This is a genomic window from Aeromonas sp. 604282, assembly GCF_049170575.1.
Taxonomy (GTDB): domain Bacteria; phylum Pseudomonadota; class Gammaproteobacteria; order Enterobacterales; family Aeromonadaceae; genus Aeromonas; species Aeromonas veronii_A.
This window is the reverse complement of record NZ_JAAKMV010000004.1, coordinates 69,250-88,049: the sequence shown is the minus strand read 5'-3', so window position 1 is coordinate 88,049 and position 18,800 is coordinate 69,250. Positions and strand designations below refer to the sequence as shown.

Here is an 18,800-nt window from a genome sequence, read left to right as displayed (position 1 = left end):
TACGCATGTCTGTTCAACCAAATATTTCGATTGAAGAGCTGAGTGATAAAGGTCACTGGCTGCGCAAGTTCCGCAAGGCGAAAAACCTCAATACCCTGCAATTGATGGTCTCCAATGCCATCGATAAACATCACAAGACTGCTGCCATCGCTGCAGCCATCTATCTGGCCGAGTGTCAGCGTGAACGGGAAATGGAACAGGGTCGTTATCTCGATCGTTAATTCTCCACTGTTGGTTATCTCATGCTGTTGTTGATCGATAACTACGACTCTTTTACCTGGAATCTGGTGCAATATTTCGGCGCCCTGGGACAAGAGGTTGTGGTCAAGCGCAATGATGAACTGACGCTTGATGCCATAGCGCAGCTCTCCCCCCGTTTTCTGGTGATCTCTCCCGGTCCTTGTACACCCAATGAGGCGGGGATCTCTCTCGATGCCATCAGCCACTTCGCCGGCAAGCTACCCATTCTTGGCGTCTGCCTTGGCCACCAGTCGCTGGCGCAGGCGTTTGGTGCCCGCGTGGTTCGCGCGCGTCAGGTGATGCATGGCAAGACCTCCCTGATTCGCCATCGCGGCGAAGGGGTATTCTACGGTCTAAAGGATCCCTTGCGGGTGACCCGTTATCACTCACTGGTGGTGGAGCGCGACACGCTGCCCGACTGCTTCGAGGTCACCGCCTGGAGCGAGCATGCCGATGGCTCGTTTGACGAAATCATGGGATTACGCCATAAGACACTTCCTGTCGAGGGTGTTCAGTTCCATCCGGAGAGTATTTTGAGCGAACAGGGCCATTTGCTGCTGGCCAATTTTCTGTCCTGTTCATAAAAATTTGTGATCACCTTCTCAAGTTTGAAAGAAGGTAAAAAATATTTCTCTGACACTTTATTCAGCCCCCTTCCAGCCCAAATTATCTCTTGCCAAGCCCCCCTGAGTCGTTATGCAATGCGGTTGCCTAAAATCTCAAGGTCAATCGAACATTGTTCCTCATAGGTCGTCTTGTTACAGACTTTTTACTTTATTTCTGTGATAATCCCGTCACGTTTACACGGATTTAACTTTTAGGCGGTGGATTATTCTGTCGCCGAATCTGAAGGAGAGCTATATGTCAGAGTTGTTGGCAGTGACACGTGAAGTGTTTGATGAAGTGATGGTTCCCAACTATGCGCCAGCCAAGATCATCCCGGTGCGTGGTGAAGGGTCACGTGTCTGGGATCAGGAGGGGCGCGAGTATGTCGACTTCGCCGGTGGTATCGCCGTTAACGGCCTGGGTCACTGTCATCCCAAGCTGGTCGAGGCTCTGAAAACCCAGGGCGAGAAGTTGTGGCACCTCTCCAACGTAATGACCAACGAACCGGCCCTGCGTCTGGCCAAGAAGCTGGTCGCGGCCACCTTTGCCGACAAGGTCTACTTTTGCAACTCCGGCGCCGAAGCGAATGAAGCTGCCCTCAAGTTGGCTCGCCGCTACGCCATCGAGAAGTTTGGCGAGCAGAAGACCCAGATCATCGCCTTCAATCAGGGCTTCCACGGTCGTACCTTCTTTACCGTCAGCGTCGGTGGCCAGGCTGCCTACTCCGATGGCTTCGGTCCCAAGCCCGGTGACATTACCCATGTTCCCTACAACGATCTGGCGGCACTAGCCGAGGTGATCTCCGACAACACCTGCGCCGTGGTGATGGAGCCGCTGCAAGGGGAGGGTGGCATCATTCGTCCTACCGACGAGTTTGCCAAAGGGGTGCGCGAGCTGTGCGACAAACACAATGCCCTGCTGGTGTATGACGAAGTGCAGTCAGGGGTCGGCCGGACCGGTGATCTCTATGCCTATATGGGGCTCGGCGTCACGCCGGACATCCTCACCAGCGCCAAGGCGCTGGGGGGCGGTTTCCCCATCGGCGCCATGCTGACTACCAGCGAAATCGCCTCTTACCTGAAAGTGGGCACTCACGGCTCTACTTACGGTGGCAACCCGCTGGCCTGTGCGGTGGCGGAAGCAGTGATCGATGTGATCAACACCCCGGAGGTGTTGGCGGGTATCAAGCAACGCGAGCAGCTGTTCCGTGATGGGCTTGAAGCCATCAACGCCAAATACCACTGCTTTAGCGAAGTGCGTGGCAAGGGGCTGCTGCTGGGTGCCGCTCTGAGCGAGGACTTCAAGGGGCGTTCCCGCGACTTCCTGCTGGCCTCTATCGATCAGGGGCTGATGGCACTGGTTGCCGGTACCAACGTGGTTCGTTTTGCCCCTTCACTGGTGATCCCGGAAGCGGACATCAAGGAAGGGTTGGCCCGCTTCGAGAAGGCGGTTGCCCAGGTGGTCAACGCCTGATTCCAAATTGAGGTGGGGAGCTCTCCCGGCAGGAGCCGGGCCCCCACCTGTCGTCAATGAAAGGGAGTTGTCATTTATGTTGGTTATCCGTCCCATCGAGCAAAAAGATTTTGCCGGGCTCAAGACCTGCGCCATCGAGTCCGGCACCGGCATGACCTCGTTGCCCGTCAACGATGAGTTGCTGCAGCGCAAGATCGATGCTTCTACCCAGACTTTTTCCGACAAGCCCGCCGGCAAGGGGGACTGCCTCTACTTCTTCGTGGCTGAGGATCTGGAGACCGGCGAGATGGTCGGCACCTGTGCCATCGATGCCGCGGTTGGCCTCTCCCAGCCGTTTTACAACTACCACATCGGCAAAGTGGTGCACTCTTCTCCCAAGCTCGGCATCTACAACGTCGTTGAAACCCTGACTCTCTCCAACGACTACACCGGCAACTCCGAGCTCTGCACCCTGTTCTTGCGCGAATGTGCCCGCGAAGGGCTCAACGGCCGCCTGCTCTCCAAGCACCGCTTTCTGTTTATGGCCGAGCACCCCGAGCTGTTTGACGAGACCGTCTTCGCCGAAATGCGCGGCGTCTCCGATGCCAACGGTCACAGCCCCTTCTACGAGTGGCTGCAAACCCACTTCTTCTCGATGGATTTTCCCACCGTCGACTATCTGACCGGCATCGGCAAGAAGCGTTTTATCGCCGAACTGATGCCCAAGTACCCCATCTACGTCAATTTGCTGAGCAAAGAGGCGCGGGCCGTTATCGGTCAGACCCACGAGAAGACTCGCCCGGCCATCAAGATGCTGCAGGACGAGGGCTTCGTGAACCGTGGCTACGTCGATATTTTCGATGCGGGCCCCACCGTCGAGTGCGACGTGAAGAATATCCGCAGCGTGCGTCGCAGCAAGAAACTGCGGGTGCTGGTGGGCGAGCCCATCGGTGGCAAGACCCACCTTATCTGCAACAGCCGTTTTGAGCATTACCGCGCCTGCTACGGCAATATCCGGGTCGATCTCGACAAGCACGAAGCCATCATCCCGCCCAAGATGGCGGCGGCACTCAAGGTACAGGATGGCGACATGGTGCGGGTGGTCGACCTCGACTGAGACAAACAGGACAAGCAAACCGATTATCAGGCAGGCAGCCGAGGCTGCCTGCCAGCGACAGGGAGTGAATGGATGAGCCAGTTAGTGCAATTTATCGACGGTCAGTGGCTTGCCGGTGAAGGCAAGCCGTTCGAGTCAACCGATCCGGCCAAGAACGAGGTGATCTGGCAGGGGGCTGCCGCCAGTGCGGCGCAAGTGGATGCTGCCGTCAAGGCCGCCCGTGCCGCCTTCTACCACTGGGCGGATATGAGCCTTGAAGATCGTCTGGCCATAGTGCGCCGTTATGCCGACCTGCTCGGCGAGCAGAAAGAGGCGCTGGCCCTGACCATCGCCCGCGAAACCGGCAAACCGTTGTGGGAGACCCGCACTGAAGTAGCCGCCATGCAGGGCAAGATTGCCATCTCCATTCGTGCCCACGACGAGCGCACCGGCACCGTTGAAAATGCCATGCCAGGCGCCAAAGCGTTTGTCCGTCACAAGCCCCACGGCGTGGTGGCTGTGTTCGGCCCCTACAACTTCCCGGGCCATCTGCCCAACGGCCATATAGTCCCGGCCCTGATCGCGGGTAACGCCGTGGTGTTCAAACCCTCCGAGCTGACCCCCATGGTGGCCGAGGCCATGGTCAAGGTGTGGCAGCAGGCCGGATTGCCCAAGGGGGTGCTCAATCTGGTGCAAGGGGAGGTCGAGACCGGCAAGGCGCTGGCGGGCAATCCCGATATCGACGGCCTCTTCTTTACCGGCTCCTCCCGCACCGGCCATTTCCTCCATCAACAGTTTGCCGGCCAGCCGGGCAAAATTCTGGCGCTGGAGATGGGCGGTAACAACCCGCTGATCGTGAAAGATGTGAGCGACATCGACGGCGCCGTCCATGCCATCGTCCAGTCGGCATTTATCACCTCGGGTCAACGTTGCACCTGTTCCCGCCGTCTGTTTGTCGAGCGCGGTGAGCGGGGCGATGCCCTGGTCAATCGACTGATCGAGGTGGTCAGCCAGATCAAGGTCGGCCTCTACGACGCTGCCGAGCAGCCGTTCATGGGCTCGATGATTAGCGAGAAGGCAGCACTGGGCATGGTCGAGGCGCAAGCCAACCTGCAGCGCCTCGGTGGCGAGAGCCTGCTTACCCTCAAGCACCTGGAAGCGGGCACAGGCTTTGTCTCCCCGGGTATTATCGACGTGACCTCAGTCAGCGAGCTGCCTGACGAAGAGTACTTCGGCCCGCTGCTGCAACTCATTCGTTACGATGATTTCGATGCTGCCATCGATCAGGGCAACGCCACCCGCTACGGTCTCTCGGCCGGTCTGCTGGGGGACAAGGAGGCGGACTGGCACCACTTCTTCAAGCGGATCCGCGCCGGTATCGTCAACTGGAACAAGCCCATCACCGGCGCCTCCAGTGCCGCGCCGTTTGGTGGCATCGGCGCCTCCGGCAACCACAGAGCAAGCGCCTACTACGCTGCTGACTACTGTGCGTATCCGGTTGCCTCTGTCGAAGACAGCAAAGCCGCGATGCCGGATCAACTGTCGCCCGGCCTGCGCTTCTAATAACGACACGGGGCATCCAGCGGTGCCCCCATCTGTACCCGCAATCAAAGGAAAGAGAGATGCAAAAGGATATCGACACCCTGTTCAGCCATCTGTGGGACAACTACATCAAGGTGACCCCGAGCGCCCTCAAGGTGCACACCCTGCTGGGTGGCGGCGAGCCCATCGTCAACGATCACGTGGCGTTTCGTACCTACAACCTGCCCAAGCTGGGGCTGGAGAAGCTGGCCGCCCACTTTCTCGCGCTCGGTTACGAGCAGAAGGGCGAGTACGTCTTCAAGGCCAAGAAGCTCTACGCCAAGCACTTCGAGCATCAGGATCCGGACGCTCCCAAGGTGTTTATCAGTGAGCTGAAGGTGGAAGAGCTCTCTTCGGCTGCCCAGGCCATCATCCACAAGCTGGCCGATCAGGTGCCTGATCATCTGACCGATACCCCGGCATTTCTCTACACCGGCGCCCCCTGGCAGGTCTCCTATGCCGATTATCAGACTCTGCTGGCGGAGAGCGAGTATGCGGCCTGGATGGCAGCCTGGGGTTATCGTGCCAACCACTTCACGGTCAATATCAACAAGTTGAAGGATTTCGACACCATCCATCAGGTCAATGCGGCGCTGAAGGCGGCGGGTTTTGTGCTCAACAGCGTGGGTGGCGAGGTGAAAGGGGATCCGCAGGTGATGCTGGAGCAATCCTCCACCATGGCTGACAAAGCAGAGGTGCCGTTCAGCGATGGGGTGCGTACCATCCCGAGCTGCTTCTACGAGTTCGCCCTGCGCTACCCGCAGCCAGATGGCGTGCTCTATCCGGGCTTTGTCGAAGCGTCCGCCGACAAAATTTTTGAGTCCACCAATGCCATGTAACAACGGGTGTTGGCCAAAGTGCCACTGTTCATGATGTGACATGACGACAGCCCCATATCGGTGCTGTCGTCATTTGCATATCTGGGGGATATCTAGGGTGCGGGGTAGAGAGCACCCAACACAGCCGGACGGCTGGCGCCGGTGACGGCGGGCAGGTTGCCGGGTTTGTGCTTGATAAAGCGCTCCGCCAGCCAGGCAAAGGCTGCGCCTTCCATCCAGTCGGGCGCAATGCCCAGTTCGGCAGTGCTGGCGATGCGCCAGCCGGGCAGCAGGCCGGCCAATTCGCTCAGCAGCGGGGCGTTATGGGCGCCGCCGCCGCAGACAAACAGCTCGGGACGGGTTTGCGCCTCATTCGGGGCAGGCAGCTGGCGGGCGATGCTGTGGCAGGTGAGCGCCTGCAGAGTGCGCTGCACATCCGCCGCGGCATAGGGTTGGCCAGCCAGCTCGCCATCGAGCCACGCTAGGGTGAACATCTCCCGCCCGGTGCTCTTGGGGGCGGGGGCGGCGAAATAGGGGTGAGCCAGCAGCTTCTCCAGCAGGGCCGGGATTGGCTTGCCGCTGGCCGCCCACTGGCCGCCGGCATCGTAACCGGCCCCCTTGGGGTGATGGCGGCGATACCAGCCATCGAGCAGGGTGTTGGCCGGGCCGGTATCAAAACCATATACCCCGCCCGGATTGCCCGGCAGCACCGAGATATTGGCGATGCCGCCGAGGTTCAGTACCACTCGCAGGGCGCCGGGTTTGGCAAACAGCGCCTGATGGAAGGCGGGCACCAGCGGCGCCCCCTGACCGCCGAGGGCCATATCCATGGTGCGAAAATCGGCGATAACGTCGATGCCTGTCTGGGCGGCCAGCAGGGCGGCATTGCCGATCTGCATGGTAAAGCCGAGCTGGGGACGGTGGCGGATGGTTTGGCCGTGGCTGCCGATGGCGCGAATATCTTTGGGCTCAAGCTTCGCCTTGGCCAGCAGCGCGTGGGTGGCGGCGGCAAACTCTCGCGCCACCAGATTATCGGCCACCCCCATGCGGTCGATTTCGTTGTCGCCCGGGGTGCAGAGGGCATGCAGCGTGCGGGCGGTCTCTTGCGGCCAGGGGTGACAAAGCGCCGCCTCGACCCGCAGTTGATCCCCGTCGATCACCACCAGCACGGCGTCAATACCGTCCATGCTGGTGCCTGACATCAGTCCGATATAGCGTTCAGCCATTGGCTCTCCTCACTCGCTGGTCGGGATAGTCCGCTTCCCGACACCGATGCAGCATGGCGCCGAGCCATGCGCAGGCAAAATAAAAAGGGCTGGCGGGGCTGCTACCCCGCCAGCCCTGATGGCTTAGTTGCCGCGGCTATCCCGCTTGTTCTGGGCCAGCTGCAGCTCGGGGCTGTCGAGCTTGGCCAGTTGCGGCATCGCCAGCTTTTTGAAGTTGGCCAGCTCGCGTCCGCTCAGGGTCTCTGCCTGCGGCAGGGTGAGGGTGCGCGGGTTCTTGTGAATGCCGCCCACCACGAATTCGTAGTGCAGGTGCGGGCCGGTGACGCGGCCGGTGCCACCCAGAGTGCCGATGGTCTGTCCCTGCTTCACCCGCTGCCCCTTGTTGACGGTGCGCTTGGAGAGGTGCAGGTACTTGGTCACATAGTTGCCGGCATGCTTGATAAAGACGTAGTTGCCGTTGAACTGGTTGTAACCGGCAGCCACCACGCTGCCTGAGCCCGCCGCCATGATGGGGGTGCCCACCGGCGCCACATAGTCGATGCCGTTGTGGGGGCGGATCTTGCCGGTCACCGGATGGAGGCGGCGCGGGTTGAAGTTGGAGCTGATGTATTTGAAGTTGACCGGCGCGCGCAGGAAGCTCTTGCGCATCGCTTTGCCTTCCGGGGTGTAGTAGTTGCCATCTTCATTGAGCACGGCGCGGTAGGCAGTGCCCTGGTTGACGAACTCCGCCGCCAGAATATCGCCGGAGGCGACCCGCTCGTCGTCGCGGAACTTGTCTTCATAGACCACCCGGAAGCTGTCCCCCGGCTGCAAGTCCTGGGCAAAGTCGATGTCCCAGCCGAAGATGGCAGCCAAGTCCATGATCTGATCTTCGGTCATCCCCGCATCCACCGCGGCGCCCCAGAAGCTGGAGCGGATCTCCCCTTTGCTCACCTGTTCGCGGGTGTCGAGGGCGATCTTGACGTTGCGGGCGACAAAGGTCTCCTCCTTGCGGCTCACCTTGAGCGCCTGCTCCAGACTGTGGGGGTAATAGAGGCTGTGCAGCTCGCCGTTCTCGGTGAGCTTGAAGGTGAGCTCCTGCCCCGGTTGCAGCATCCGCAGGGGATCGCTGCCCTCGAGCTGATCGATCAGGTGCAGATCCGTGGTGCTCAGGCCAATGCGCTGGAAGATGACTCCCATGTTGTCGCCACGGCGTACTTTCACCTGCTTGGTGATGTAGCGCGGCTTGGGCGGGGTAACGGGCTGGGCGGCTTCGGCCGTCAGCTCGTCGTTCAGCTCGTCGTTCAGCGCGTTGTCGTTAGCCGGTTCCCGCAGGGCAATTTCGTTGCCGTTTTCATCGACCCGTGTTGCCACCGCCTGTTCGCTTGGCCAGGCAGCCAGCATCATGATCATGATGCTCAAGATCAGCACCATCTTGCGGTGCCAGTGGGGGAGTGCGTTGAAGGCGTGCCAAATAACCATGAGAAGCAGATGAAGTCGGGCAGAATGGACGGATTTTACAGCCTTTCCAATTGGCCCGCCATTCCAGTAATATGTTTGGCCCTGTGGAATCGTGATGGAGAGTCAAAAAATGTCCCAGCTCGAGGTGGCGCTAGCCGAGATCAAGCGCGGAGCGGAAGAAATTCTGGTTGAAGAAGAACTTGTCGCCAAGTTGAAGGAAGGGCGCCCGCTGCGCATCAAGTTGGGCATGGACCCGACCGCCCCCGACATTCACCTGGGTCATACCGTGATCCTCAACAAGCTGAAGACCTTCCAGGATCTGGGCCATGAAGTGATCCTGCTGATCGGTGACTTCACTGCCATGGTGGGTGACCCCTCCGGCAAGAATGCCACCCGTCCGCCGCTCTCCGAAGAGGCCATCAAGCACAACGCCCTCACCTATGCGGAGCAGGCGTTCAAGATCCTCGACCCGGCCAAGACCCGCATCGAGTACAACTCGACCTGGCTGAGCGAGCTGGGTGCGACCGGCATGATCAAGCTGGCGGCCAAGCAGACCGTGGCCCGCATGATGGAGCGCGACGACTTCAAAAAGCGCTACACCGGCGGCCAGTCCATCGCGATTCACGAATTCCTCTATCCGCTGCTGCAAGGCTATGACTCGGTCGCGCTGAAGGCGGACGTTGAGTTGGGCGGTACCGACCAGAAGTTCAACCTGCTGATGGGCCGCGAGCTGCAAAAAGATGCCGGCATGGCGACCCAGTGCGTGCTGATGATGCCGCTCTTGGTAGGTCTGGACGGCGTCAAGAAGATGTCCAAGTCCGCAGGCAACTACATCGGCGTCCATGACGCTCCGGGCGAGATGTTCGGCAAGATCATGTCCATCACCGACGATCTGATGTGGAACTACTACGAGCTGCTCTCCTTCCGTCCGCTGGCTGAAATTGAAGAGTTCAAGGCGGGCATCGCTGCCGGCACTCTCAACCCTCGCGACGTGAAGATCTGGCTGGCCAAAGAGATCATCGCCCGTTATCACGACGAAGCGGCGGCCGAAGCGGCCCACGAAGATTTCACCCAGCGCTTCTCCAAGAACGCCATTCCGGACGAAATGCCGGAAGTCGAGCTGGCTCTGGAAGGCGAAGGTCTGGCCATTGCCAACCTGCTGAAAGAGGCCGATCTGGTGGCCACCACCTCCGAAGCGCTGCGGATGATCAAGCAGGGCGCGGTCAAGGTGGATGGCGAGAAGCTGGAAGATGGCAAGGCACTCATCGGTGCCGGTACCGCCGTCTATCAGGTCGGCAAGCGCAAGTTTGCCCGCGTGACTGTCAAATAAGCAGTACCGTCAAATAAGCAGTCGCATCAGGCAAGCTGGTCATCAAACCGGTTCAAGCTTGTTCAACAGGGCCTCCTTCGGGAGGCCTTGTCGTATCTGGGCGGCACGGATCTGGGCGATAAAGTGCCGCAGCACGGCACTGCTTGGGTGTGGCCGTGTCGCCAGACTGATGCTGGTCATCATGCCATTGCCCTCAATGGGGTGATAACTGACCCCGAGCGGGCGCAGCGCCGCCACCGAGCTGGGCACCAGGGTCACGCCAAAGCCCGCCTGCACCATGCCGACGGTGGAGATCACCTGCGGACATTCGGGCCCCAGTATCGGCTCGAAGCCCGCCTCCCGACAGAGGCCCACGATGCCGTCATAGAGCCCGGGCCCGATGGCGTGGGGAAACAGAATAAAACTCTCATCCTTCAGGCTGGCCAGTGACAAGGGGCCCGGCTTGGCCTTGGGATGGCTGGTCGGCAGGGCGATCAGCAGCGGCTCCTGCTCGATAAGGTGATGGGCAAAGCCCTCGCTACCGCGGCAGGGGAGCCGCAAGATGGCGGCATCCAGCCGATCGTTGCGCAGCGCCTCCACCAGTGCCGGCATGGTGCCCTCCTGAGGGCTGAGGGCTACCTCGGGGTAGCGCTCCCGATAGTCGTGCAGCAGGGTCAGCACTGCGGGGTGGAGCACGGTGGAACCGGCAAAGCCGATCCGCAGTGCCCCCTGCTCGCCCCGGGCAATCCGCTTTACCTTCAGTTTTGCCGCATCGGCCAGCGCCAGGATCTGCGCCGCATCCCGATAGAGGCTCTCGCCCGCTTCGGTCAGCTCGACACTGCGGGTCAAACGGCGCAGCAGCGGGGTGCCCAGGGTCTCCTCCAGCTTGCGGATCTGCTGGCTCAGCGGCGGTTGGGCCATGTTGAGTGATTCGGCTGCGCGGGTGAAATTCTGCTTTTCAACAACGGCCATGAAGTAGCGGAGCGTACGAAGTTCCATATCGATTGAGTCTCAAAGTCATGGGATCAGCGTATTGGTGTTGAAATGTGAACCAAGTCACCATTGGATCCGAACGCTAACAGGATTCACGGTGGAGGTGAAACCCGAATGGAACATATTGCAACATCTGACAGTGCCGGGTGCAGCTGTGCCCTCGAAGTGAGCCAGCAGTTTTCCCGCTGGCGCAGGCAGCATGACGGTGGCGAGATCTACCAGAGTTCCCTGATGAGCGCCCTGCTGGCGGGGGTCTACGAAGGGGAGACCACCATGAGCGAGCTGCTGCGCCACGGCGACTTTGGCCTCGGTACCTTCAATCACCTAGATGGCGAGCTGATCGCCTTCGAGCGCCAGATCCACCAGTTGCGCTCCGATGGCTCGGCCCGGCCCGCCCGCGCCGATCAGAAGACCCCCTTCGCGGTGATGACCCATTTTCGTCCCTGTCTGGAGCGTCGCTTCGCTCACCCCCTGAGCCGTGACGAGATCCACCAGTGGGTGGATCGGCTGGTGGGCTCCGACAACGTCTTCGTCGCCCTGCGCCTCGACGGCCAGTTTGAAACAGCCAAGGTACGAACCGTGCCGCGTCAGGAGCCCCCTTATCGCCCCATGCTGGAAGCAATCGAACAGCAGCCGCTGTTCCGCTTTGCCGCGGTGGCGGGAACCCTGGTGGGCTTTCGCTGCCCGCCGTTCGTGCAGGGAGTTAATGTAGCGGGCTTTCACGAGCACATGATCACCGCCGATCGGAAGGGGGGTGGCCATCTGCTCGACTACACCATGGCCCACGGTACCCTGCGGCTTTCTGTGGTGCGTCACCTCAATCTGGCCCTGCCATCGGATCCCGCTTTCCGGCAGGCCGACCTCAACCCCGCCGATCTCGATCGCGCCATTCAGGCCGCCGAAGGCTGATAGACAAGGAGCAATATCATGGAAAACAGACAGTGGAAGTGCGGTGCCGAGTTGGTGGTTCGTCATCTGGAGGCGCAAGGGGTCAAGCAGGTGTTCGGTATTCCCGGTGCCAAGATTGATCGGGTGTTCGATGCGCTGGAGGACTCCCCCATCGAGACCATAGTGGTGCGCCACGAGGCGAACGCCGCCTTTATGGCTGCCGCCGTGGGGCGTCTCACCGGCAAGGCGGGGGTGGCGCTGGTCACCTCGGGCCCCGGCTGCTCCAACCTTATTACCGGGTTGGCGACTGCCACCTCGGAGGGGGACCCCATGGTGGCGCTGGGCGGTGCGGTGCGCCGTGCCGATGGCCTCAAGCTCACTCATCAGAGCATGGATACGGTCAACCTCTGCCGTCCGGTCACCAAGTTCAGCGCCCAGGTCAACAGCGGGGCGGCGATCTCGGAAGTGATGGCCAACGCCTTTCGCGCCGCCGAGCTGGGACGGCCGGGGGCGGCGTTTGTCAGCCTGCCGATGGACATCATCAACAAGCCGGTGCAGGGCAATGTGCTGGTGCCTCGGGAAGTGCCGGAGCCGGGCTGCGCCGATGAGCAGAATATGGAGCAGGCATTGACCCTGCTGCGCAACGCCGAGAATCCGGTGGTACTGCTCGGCCTGATGGCGAGCCGGCCGGAAAATGCCGAGGCAGTGCGTGCCTTCCTCGACAAGGCGCGGCTGCCGGTGACCGGTACCTATCAGGCCGCCGGGGTGGTGGACAGCTGCCACTTCGATGACTTTGCCGGACGGGTGGGGCTCTTTAACAACCAGCCGGGGGATCAGCTGCTGGCAGGGGCCGATCTGGTGATCTGCATCGGCTACAGCCCCATCGAGTACGACCCCGTGCTGTGGAATGGCGATCGGGAGCGGCGCATCCTCCATATCGATGTGCTGCCTGCCGATATCGACAGCAGCTACTGCCCGACCGCCGAGCTGGTGGGGTCGATCCGCGCCAACCTGTTGCAGCTGACCCGCATCATGGGCAATCCGAAAATCCGTCCCCCCGAGGTGGATCGGCTGCTGCAAGGGGTGCGCCAGCAGCGGCTGCGACTGGCAATGCGGGCCGACGATCTGCACGGCAATCCGGTTCACCCCTTGCGTATCGTGCGCGAGCTGCAGGATCTGGTGCGCGATGACATGACCCTCTGCGTAGACATGGGCAGCTTCCATATCTGGATTGCCCGCTACCTCTACAGCTTCCGTGCCCGTCAGGTGTTGATCTCCAACGGTCAGCAGACCATGGGGGTGGCACTGCCGTGGGCCATCGGCGCGGCGCTGGTACGGCCGGGTGAGAAGGTGATCTCGGTATCGGGGGATGGCAGCTTTATGCAGTCAAGCATGGAGCTGGAGACGGCGGTGCGGCTCAAGAGCAATATCGTTCACATCATCTGGGTCGATAACGGCTACAACATGGTCGCGATGCAGGAGCAGCAGAAGTATTGCCGCACCTCCGGCGTCTCTTTTGGCCCCATCGATTTCAAACGCTATGCCGAATCGTTCGGGGCGGCCGGGTTTGCGGTGCGCTCGGCCGACGAGCTACGCGCCACCCTGCGGGCCGCACTGGCGGTGGAGGGGCCTGCTGTGGTGGCGATCCCGGTGGATTACTCCGACAACCCGGGGCTGATGGCCCAGCTCAGGCCAGAAGTATTGGCATAGTGTGGGCAGCAGTGCTGGCCTGAATCCTCGTGTAAGGGCAGGCAGACCCGCCCATATAGCAAAAACCGGCATCAATGGATGCCGGTTTTTTATTGCTACGCGGGATGGGTGGCCTTAACGGGCCAGCTGGACGGCGGCGCGTGCGCGGGTCGGTTGCGGGCGACGCTTGTTTTTTGGCGCGCAGGCCATCTTCAGGCGCAGCCACTCGCGCCACAGCAGCCAGCAGAGCGGCAGGGTGAGCAGCAGCACGGTGGCGGGCTGGGCCATCAGCACCCCATCACGACCCCACAGTTTCGGCAGCAGGAAGATGAGCGGCAGCAGCAACACGGTTTTGGCGATGGAGATGACCAGCGCCTGACGGGTACGCGCCATGGATTGCAGCAGCACTATGCCGAACATGATGATCCCCTCCAGCGGAATGGCGCCGAGGTTGAGGGTCAGGCTGCTGATGGCGGCGGCCAGCAGTTCGGGATCCTTGTCGCCGGTATAGAGCATGGCGACCTGTCCCGGCAGCAGCTGGATGGTGAGCCACACCAGCATGCCGTAGATAAAGGTGAACTTGAGCCCCATCTCCATCAGGTACTTAAGGTTGCGATGGCGCTTGGCCCCCGCCGCCTTGCTGATAAGCGGCTGAATGCCGAAGGCGAGCCCCTGCAGAATGACGATAAAGACCGCTTCGGTGTAACCGGCCACGGTAAAGCCCGCCAGATCCTTCACATTGCCGTACACCATCAGCTGGCTGTTGTGCAGCATCAACAGCAGCCCGAGGTTGAACTGGGCAATCAGGCTTGGCAGACCAGTAAAGAGCAGGTGCGGCATGGCGGGGAGGTTGGGCACCAGATCCCGCCAGCTGAGGCGCAGCCGCGCCCAGGGGGTAAAGAAGTAGCCAAGGCCGATCAGGCTCACCGCACCCTCTGCCATCAGGGTGGCTTGCGCGGTACCGATTAATCCCAGTCCCAGCAGACCCACCATGATGTAGTTGAGGATGATATTGAGCACGGCGCCGCTGCTCACCAGCACCATGGCCAGTTTCGGGCGACCATCGTTGCGCAGCAGATAGGGGACCGCCAGATTGCTGGCCAGCAGCAGGGTACCGCTGCCAATCCAGGTGAGGTAGTCGCTCGCCTGTTTCCAGGTCTCGGTGCCCTGTTCAATCCCCAGTCCCAGCAGGATATCGGTGTGGGTGTAATAGAGCAGCATCGGCGCAACTACCCCGAGACCGGCCAGCAGCCAGAGGGCGTTGACCAGCGCCTGACGGGCCAGCTTGTCGTTTTTCGCCCCTTGCTGGAAGGAGATTGCGGTGGCCGCCCCCATGCTGATCATGGCGGCCAGGCCGATCAGCACCATGATGACCGGATAGACCAGGTTGATCCCGGCGAGGCCAGCGGCGCCGACATAGTGGCCGACGAAGATGCCGTCGATGAGGTAGTAGGCCCCCGAGACCAGCATGGCAAGAATGGAGGGGAGGGCGTAAGCCCAGAAGCGACGGGTCATGGCCCGTTGCCGCAGTGTTAAATAGGCAGACATATCTGTTCTCTCGGGGAGTTCGATTATCGAACAGCTAGTCTAGATTAATACTTATTTGGTGATAATCAGGGTTTCACTTGATGAATTGCTGAGTATTACTCACTAATCCGGGGTTTTGGTAGTGCGCCTTGAGCATGTCGATCAGGATACGCAGCCCGCTGCCCAGTTGATGCCGACTGGGATAGAAGAGGTAGAAGCCGGCAAAGGTGGGGCACCAGGGCTCCAGCACGGTGAGCAGTTTCCCCTCCGCGACCTTCTGGCTCACCTCCTCTTCCAGACAGTAGGCGAGCCCCAGCCCAGCTTCGGCCGCACCGAGATAGAGGGCCGGGGTGCTGGTGGTGAGCGGCCCGGTCACTTCGATCTCCAGCATGGTGCCATCGGCGGCAAAGGCCCAGCGATAGTGATGGTGCGGGGTGAGGCGATAGCCGATGCAGGCGTGGCGGCTCAGCTCGCTCGGGTGCTCCGGTGTACCGTGCTCCGCCAGATAGGCCGGGGAGCCCACCACCAGATAACGCTGGGGCGGGCCGAGGGGGATGCCGATCATCTCCTTGGGCAGCAGATCGCCATAAAAGAGCGCGGCATCGTAACCATCTTCAATCAGCCGGGGCATCAGCTCCTGCTCCACCACCTCCACCTGCATCCGCGGATAGCGGGCCAGATAGTCGATCAGCACAGGTGCCAGCAGGCTGTCGATGGCGCCGCGCGGAGCGCAGAGCTTGAGTCGCCCTACCGGCTCGTCGCTGTTGCGGGCCAGCTCGCAAAGCGCCTCTTCCAGGGTATTGAGGGTGGGGAGCAGCTGCTTGAGCAGCCGCTGGCCCGCTTCGGTCGGCACCACGGCGCGGGTACTGCGGTTGAGCAGCCGCACCCCCAGACGGGCTTCCAGCCCCTTCAGACTGTGGCTGAGGGCGGAGGCGGAGACCCCGAGTTCGAGGGCGGCCTTGCTGAAACTGCGGTGACGAGCAACGGCGGCAAATACCGCCAGTTCGGCGAGATCGGTACGAGTAATGGTCATCATCAATCAACAAAAAGGCGTGAGTCACAAGGGTACGCCAAGGCCGTGCTGCACACAATCCGCACTAAATAGGTGAGTTGTTGCAAAGTTGTATCATCCTGTAGCCCATTGATTCCAGTGAAACTAAATTGAATTGTTAAAAAAAACTCACAATAAGGCGTTGTTAGTGTGATCTTGGTCGTCCGAAAGGCGACTGGAATCAAACTTTGGTTGATTAATTCAAAAAAACGCTGTGATTAATAGGGGTATTTAATTAAAGTCAGCCCATCAAAAGTGGTGCACGTTAATCGGTTGTTAAGTGAGACGGGCGCCGACCCTCAGGGTCAAAATCTCGCACTGTTGTTTGTTGCAATCTTGTTGTCACAAGGAGTGATGGCCTGGTTGCCGGAGGGCGAGAGGTTAATATCAAGGACGGACAGCAGGCGTTCCAGGGAGATGGAACCGGGCCAAGGCCCGAATGAACAAGAATCCCATTTTTCCTTGATGACAGGAACAACGTATGTCTGACATGAATATTGCAGCTGATGGTCGTTTAGCCAGCAACTCTTCCCGCGGCATCAACAAAGCCGATGTGGTCTGGATGCTGGGTCTGTACGGTACCGCGATCGGTGCCGGTGTGCTCTTCCTGCCAATCAACGCCGGTGTAGGTGGCCTGTGGCCGCTGGTTGCCATGTTGATCCTGGCGCTGCCGCTGACTTTCTTTGCTCACCGTGGTCTGACCCGCTTCGTGCTGTCCGGCTCTACCCGTGATGGCGACATCACTGAAGTAGTAGAAGAGCACTTCGGCAAGACCGCAGGCAAATTCATCACCCTGCTCTACTTCTTTGCCATCTACCCGATCGTACTGATGTATTCAGTCGCCATCACCAACACCGTCGAGAGCGTGATTGTTCACCAGCTGGGCATGTCTGCACCTCCCCGTGCCGTTCTGTCACTGGCTCTGATCCTCGGTCTGATGGCGGTTGTTCGTCTGGGCGGCCAGGTTATCGTCAAAGCGATGAGCGTGCTGGTATTCCCGTTCGTGCTTACCCTGATGGGTCTGGCGTTCTACCTGATCCCGCACTGGAACGGTGCCATCATCACTGAAGCTCCGGCCCTGTCCGACGCCTTCAACGGTGACTTCATCAAGACCCTGTGGCTGGCTATCCCGGTAATGGTGTTCTCCTTCAACCACTCCCCGATCATCTCCTCCTTCGCGGTGGACAACAAAGGTCGTTACGGTGAAGGTGCCGAGAAGAAGTGCAGCAACATCCTGCTGGGCGCCCACGTCATGATGGTGATGACCGTTATGTTCTTCGTATTCAGCTGCGTACTGAGCCTCTCCCCAGCTGACCTGGCTGCAGCCAAAGAACAGAACATCTCCATCCTGTCCTACCTGGCCAACCACTTCGATAACCCGGTTATCGGTACTGTGGCTCCGCTGATCGCCATGGTTGCCATCAGCAAATCCTTCCTGGGTCACTACCTGGGTGCGCAAGAGGGCATGAACGGTCTGATGGCCAAGGCGCTGCGCGAGAAGGGCAAGAACGTTGACACCAAGCAACTGAACAAAGTCACTGCCGTGTTCATGATCCTGACCACCTGGGCCATCGCTACCATCAACCCGAGCATTCTCGGCATGATTGAAGACCTGGGCGGCCCGATCATCGCAATGCTGCTGTTCCTGATGCCGATGTACGCCATCACCAAGGTTCCGGCCATGCGCAAATACGCTGGCAACATCAGCAACGGCTTCGTGACCATCATCGGCCTGATCGCCATGTCCGGTATCATCTACAAGCTGATTGCCTGATAACGCCGGTTACCAAGTTGAATGAAGAAGCCGCCTCGCAAGAGGCGGCTTTTTTATGGCCGGGATTCAGGATTGGGCATTGTCGATATTCTCCGCCTGCCAGAGGGCGTAGCCCTTGCCGGACGGTTTGGTGGGCAGGTCAATCTGCATCAGGTCATTGCCGATGACGAAGGGGCCTGTGTAACGGGCACGCAGATCCTGCGCCAGATCTTTCACCGTGATCTTGCCGTTGAGCCCGATGTGGCTGAACACGGTCAGGGCAGGTCTGGCTTCGTTGAGAACGCGGGCGGCCTGCTCGGGGGAGGCGAGGTGACCGGCGATCGCCTTGTAGCCCGGGTTGGCCTTCATCTGCTCGGCCGAGGTCATGGAGACGCAGTGCACCAGCAGATCCGCCCCTTTGGCCTCTTTCACCACCTGCGTGCTGTAGCGGGTATCGCCGGAGAGCACCACGCTGTGGCCGTGGTAGTCGATGCGATAGCCGAATGACGGCTTGATGTTGACCCCGTGGTCGTTGTCAAAGGCAGTCACCTTGACCCCGTCATGGCTGTAGACCACCCCGGCGGTGACCTCGTGGCTGTTGATCTCCACCCCGTCCAGCGGCGTTCCCTCATCCTTGACCCGGGTGGCGATGTCGGTGGCGTAGGCCTGCTGCAAGCCACGGGCGAGAGCTGTGGTGCCTTTGGGGCCGTAGAGTTCCATCGGCGCGTGGCGCTGGCCATAGGCCGGTTGCAGCCAGCCGGTCAGCCAGAGATCCGCCAGCCCGTTGGTGTGGTCTGAGTGAAAGTGGGTGAGGAAGAAGGCGTTGACCCGGCCGATGGGGATATGCAACTGCCACAGGCGAGTGGCGGAGTTGCGGCCAAAATCGAACACCAGCTTCTGGTTGCCCGCTTCGACCAGGGTGCTGTAGCCGCCCCGGCTGATCTGGGGCACCGGAGTGCCGGTGCCGAGCAGGCTGACCCGAAAGATATCGGGCCGGGCTTGAGTCGCGGTCTGGGTTGCGGTGACGGGGGCATTCTGCTGGGTGTTGATAAAGCTGCTCTCGGCAGCCTGGCTGACGCCGGTGGCCAGCAGACCGACCAGCAGGGCGGCCAGATAGGTGCTTTTCATGGG

At 60.5% G+C, this 18,800-nt stretch carries 16 protein-coding genes; 10 read left to right on the top strand and 6 right to left on the bottom strand.

The window, feature by feature from the left end; translation table 11 throughout:
• Nucleotides 1-5 precede the first annotated feature (5 nt).
• The 6 genes from G5367_RS07000 (at nt 6) to G5367_RS06975 (ending at nt 5,814) form a co-directional block, all read left to right on the top strand.
• The gene (locus G5367_RS07000) at nt 6-221 is read left to right on the top strand and encodes a hypothetical protein (RefSeq protein WP_216953064.1); all 216 of its coding nucleotides are present in this window, start codon (nt 6-8) and stop codon (nt 219-221) included.
• Nucleotides 222-242: 21 nt separating this feature from the next.
• On the top strand, nt 243-824 hold the full coding sequence (locus G5367_RS06995; protein ID WP_216953065.1) for an aminodeoxychorismate synthase component II: 582 nt from the start codon (nt 243-245) through the stop codon (nt 822-824).
• A 277-nt stretch (nt 825-1,101) separates the two neighbouring features.
• Nucleotides 1,102-2,319 (top strand): aspartate aminotransferase family protein, encoded by a 1,218-nt coding sequence (locus G5367_RS06990; RefSeq protein ID WP_421244211.1) that lies wholly within the window; start codon nt 1,102-1,104, stop codon nt 2,317-2,319.
• A gap of 76 nt (nt 2,320-2,395) precedes the next feature.
• On the top strand, nt 2,396-3,415 hold the full coding sequence (gene astA, locus G5367_RS06985; protein ID WP_005334994.1) for an arginine N-succinyltransferase: 1,020 nt from the start codon (nt 2,396-2,398) through the stop codon (nt 3,413-3,415).
• A 72-nt stretch (nt 3,416-3,487) separates the two neighbouring features.
• Entirely contained in the window at nt 3,488-4,957 is a 1,470-nt protein-coding gene (astD, locus tag G5367_RS06980; protein WP_421244212.1) for a succinylglutamate-semialdehyde dehydrogenase, read from the top strand.
• Nucleotides 4,958-5,016: 59 nt separating this feature from the next.
• A complete protein-coding gene (locus tag G5367_RS06975) occupies nt 5,017-5,814 on the top strand; it encodes a DUF1338 domain-containing protein (protein ID WP_421208783.1) in 798 nt (265 codons plus the stop codon).
• Between the two features lie 92 nt (nt 5,815-5,906).
• Here G5367_RS06975 and G5367_RS06970 read toward each other — a convergent pair whose 3' ends face one another.
• Complete coding sequence (locus G5367_RS06970) at nt 5,907-7,019, bottom strand: anhydro-N-acetylmuramic acid kinase (protein WP_421244213.1); 1,113 nt, start codon at nt 7,017-7,019, stop codon at nt 5,907-5,909.
• Between the two features lie 123 nt (nt 7,020-7,142).
• Nucleotides 7,143-8,480, bottom strand: coding sequence for a peptidoglycan DD-metalloendopeptidase family protein (locus G5367_RS06965; RefSeq protein WP_421244214.1), 1,338 nt, complete (start codon nt 8,478-8,480; stop codon nt 7,143-7,145).
• 109 nt (nt 8,481-8,589) lie between these two features.
• On the opposite strand from G5367_RS06965, the gene tyrS reads away from it, so the two are divergent.
• On the top strand, nt 8,590-9,789 hold the full coding sequence (gene tyrS / locus G5367_RS06960) for a tyrosine--tRNA ligase (RefSeq protein ID WP_019445249.1): 1,200 nt from the start codon (nt 8,590-8,592) through the stop codon (nt 9,787-9,789).
• A 42-nt stretch (nt 9,790-9,831) separates the two neighbouring features.
• Here the strand turns inward: tyrS and G5367_RS06955 are convergent, their stop codons facing one another.
• Complete coding sequence (locus G5367_RS06955; protein ID WP_005358751.1) at nt 9,832-10,767, bottom strand: LysR family transcriptional regulator; 936 nt, start codon at nt 10,765-10,767, stop codon at nt 9,832-9,834.
• A 108-nt stretch (nt 10,768-10,875) separates the two neighbouring features.
• On the opposite strand from G5367_RS06955, the gene budA reads away from it, so the two are divergent.
• Together budA and alsS are read left to right on the top strand one after the other, a co-directional pair.
• Nucleotides 10,876-11,670: an acetolactate decarboxylase gene (budA, locus tag G5367_RS06950; RefSeq protein WP_335816712.1), complete on the top strand. Its 795-nt coding sequence runs from the start codon at nt 10,876-10,878 to the stop codon at nt 11,668-11,670.
• Nucleotides 11,671-11,688: 18 nt separating this feature from the next.
• Nucleotides 11,689-13,359 (top strand): acetolactate synthase AlsS, encoded by a 1,671-nt coding sequence (gene alsS / locus G5367_RS06945; protein WP_042081073.1) that lies wholly within the window; start codon nt 11,689-11,691, stop codon nt 13,357-13,359.
• Between the two features lie 114 nt (nt 13,360-13,473).
• Here alsS and G5367_RS06940 read toward each other — a convergent pair whose 3' ends face one another.
• Both G5367_RS06940 and G5367_RS06935 read right to left on the bottom strand, forming a co-directional pair.
• Complete coding sequence (locus tag G5367_RS06940; RefSeq protein WP_421244215.1) at nt 13,474-14,886, bottom strand: MATE family efflux transporter; 1,413 nt, start codon at nt 14,884-14,886, stop codon at nt 13,474-13,476.
• A 73-nt stretch (nt 14,887-14,959) separates the two neighbouring features.
• Nucleotides 14,960-15,898, bottom strand: coding sequence for a LysR family transcriptional regulator (locus tag G5367_RS06935; RefSeq protein WP_042055187.1), 939 nt, complete (start codon nt 15,896-15,898; stop codon nt 14,960-14,962).
• Between the two features lie 499 nt (nt 15,899-16,397).
• Between G5367_RS06935 and G5367_RS06930 the strand changes: the two genes are divergently transcribed.
• A complete protein-coding gene (locus G5367_RS06930; RefSeq protein ID WP_421222936.1) occupies nt 16,398-17,690 on the top strand; it encodes an HAAAP family serine/threonine permease in 1,293 nt (430 codons plus the stop codon).
• A 66-nt stretch (nt 17,691-17,756) separates the two neighbouring features.
• Here the strand turns inward: G5367_RS06930 and G5367_RS06925 are convergent, their stop codons facing one another.
• A complete protein-coding gene (locus G5367_RS06925; protein ID WP_421222937.1) occupies nt 17,757-18,797 on the bottom strand; it encodes an MBL fold metallo-hydrolase in 1,041 nt (346 codons plus the stop codon).
• Nucleotides 18,798-18,800 lie beyond the last annotated feature (3 nt).